Genomic DNA, 1,380 nt, shown 5'->3' with positions numbered 1-1,380 from the left:
ATCTTTTATCAACTCGGATTTATCGATTTTTCGCTGACGCGTAGTCGATGCTTTTGGCTCTATTTGATTAATCCAACGCGATACAGATGCAGAGCCAATGCGAAATTGCTTCGCTGTTTCTCGGATACTCAACCCTTCTTCTTCCATCGTAAACATCACTTTACGTCTAAAATCAATTGAATAGCTCATATAAATCATGTCATCAAAATTAAGTCGCTTAGCTATATGCATTTACGAACGGATAGCGATATTTGCTATCTTAGCGGCAGGTTTAATTGCTGCCATGGCACCAAAAAGTGCTTTTCGCTTAGTAGCGCTAATTTTATGCTTATCTTATATATAGTAGCTGGGAAGGATTGAAATTAACCTTCGAATATACCCGACTACAACTCTATCCCTCTCCTTTTGATTCATGTGATTTTGTCGTTAACTTTCCTTCATGGCTGCCACTTAACGGCTGGTTACCGACTGTTTTTGAAGCCTACAGTGACTGTAGCCAAAAAAATGGTCATTTTTGAATATTGAAATGTCCGTATGGTTATTAATTATTTTTATTGCTTATTTCTTGGTGGCAATAATTGTCTTATTAAGCCAATTTTTATGGTTTAAAAAATAGTCATTAAGACAATTTGAGCTGGACTAATAGTTATCAGTCCAGCTTTTGCTATGGTCATTTGATGAAAATAGTGCAGGTTTTCAGCTAAAAATAATCAAATAGCTAAATAAGTATTAGGGCTAAAAGATCATTAACTAATGCTCCTTTAATGATTATTAATGAATATTACTTTTAGAAAGCAGATTAATAACTAAAACTCCGGAAATAATCAAAAAAATACCTAAAATGGCTGGCCAATCTAATTTTTTCTGATAAAGAAACAACGCTGCCACAGACACCAGCACGATCCCTAAACCAGACCAAATAGCGTAGGCAATGCTTAATGGCATCATTTTGCCTACTTGTGATAAACCAAAAAATGAAATGCTATAACCAATAACAACAATAATCGATGGCTACAAATGGGTAAAACCATCGGAAGCCTTTAATGATGTAGTTGCAATCACTTCAGCCACAATCGATATTAATAGATATGCAAATTCGTTCATTTATACTCCTAAATATAAACTATATCATCACGATGGTAAGATAATCGAAGCGTTGATTGCCAGTATGTGGGGTAAAACTAAAATAACCAGGTTTCCCTGCCGACATTTTGCCATCCTATCTCAACAAACTCGGTATTGAATACCAAATAGTTGAAGAAAATACCTACGGCATTGTGAAGGAGAAAATTCAGGCAAGAAAATGTAATGGTCAACAAATTCTGTAGAAGATCTAAGCGGCATTCTTTAGTTCATGATATTTTTGATGTGGCGTTAAAT

Annotated in this window: 2 protein-coding genes and 2 pseudogenes; 2 read left to right on the top strand and 2 right to left on the bottom strand. The window is 35.0% G+C overall.

Going from position 1 to position 1,380, the window contains the following annotated elements; translation table 11 throughout:
- Nucleotides 1–189: IS630 transposase-related protein (locus tag ARSQ2_RS11370; RefSeq protein WP_238334492.1), on the bottom strand; the 189-nt coding region annotated here is incomplete at its 3' end.
- A 167-nt stretch (nt 190–356) separates the two neighbouring features.
- Here ARSQ2_RS11370 and ARSQ2_RS13355 point away from each other — a divergent pair.
- Nucleotides 357–518, top strand: a complete 162-nt coding sequence (locus ARSQ2_RS13355) for a disulfide bond formation protein B (RefSeq protein WP_238334491.1) — start codon at nt 357–359, stop codon at nt 516–518.
- Nucleotides 519–771: 253 nt separating this feature from the next.
- On the opposite strand, the pseudogene ARSQ2_RS11360 reads toward ARSQ2_RS13355, so the two are convergent.
- A pseudogene (locus tag ARSQ2_RS11360) lies at nt 772–1,104 on the bottom strand (DMT family transporter).
- A gap of 86 nt (nt 1,105–1,190) precedes the next feature.
- On the opposite strand from ARSQ2_RS11360, the pseudogene ARSQ2_RS11355 reads away from it, so the two are divergent.
- Nucleotides 1,191–1,304: pseudogene (locus ARSQ2_RS11355) on the top strand (tRNA 2-thiocytidine(32) synthetase TtcA); the annotation flags it as partial.
- Between the last annotated feature and the right edge of the window lie 76 nt (nt 1,305–1,380).

It is taken from the genome of Arsenophonus endosymbiont of Bemisia tabaci Q2, assembly GCF_902713415.1.
GTDB lineage: Bacteria > Pseudomonadota > Gammaproteobacteria > Enterobacterales > Enterobacteriaceae > Arsenophonus.
The sequence above is the reverse complement of the archived record's forward strand: the minus strand, read 5'-3'. Positions and strand labels throughout refer to the sequence as shown.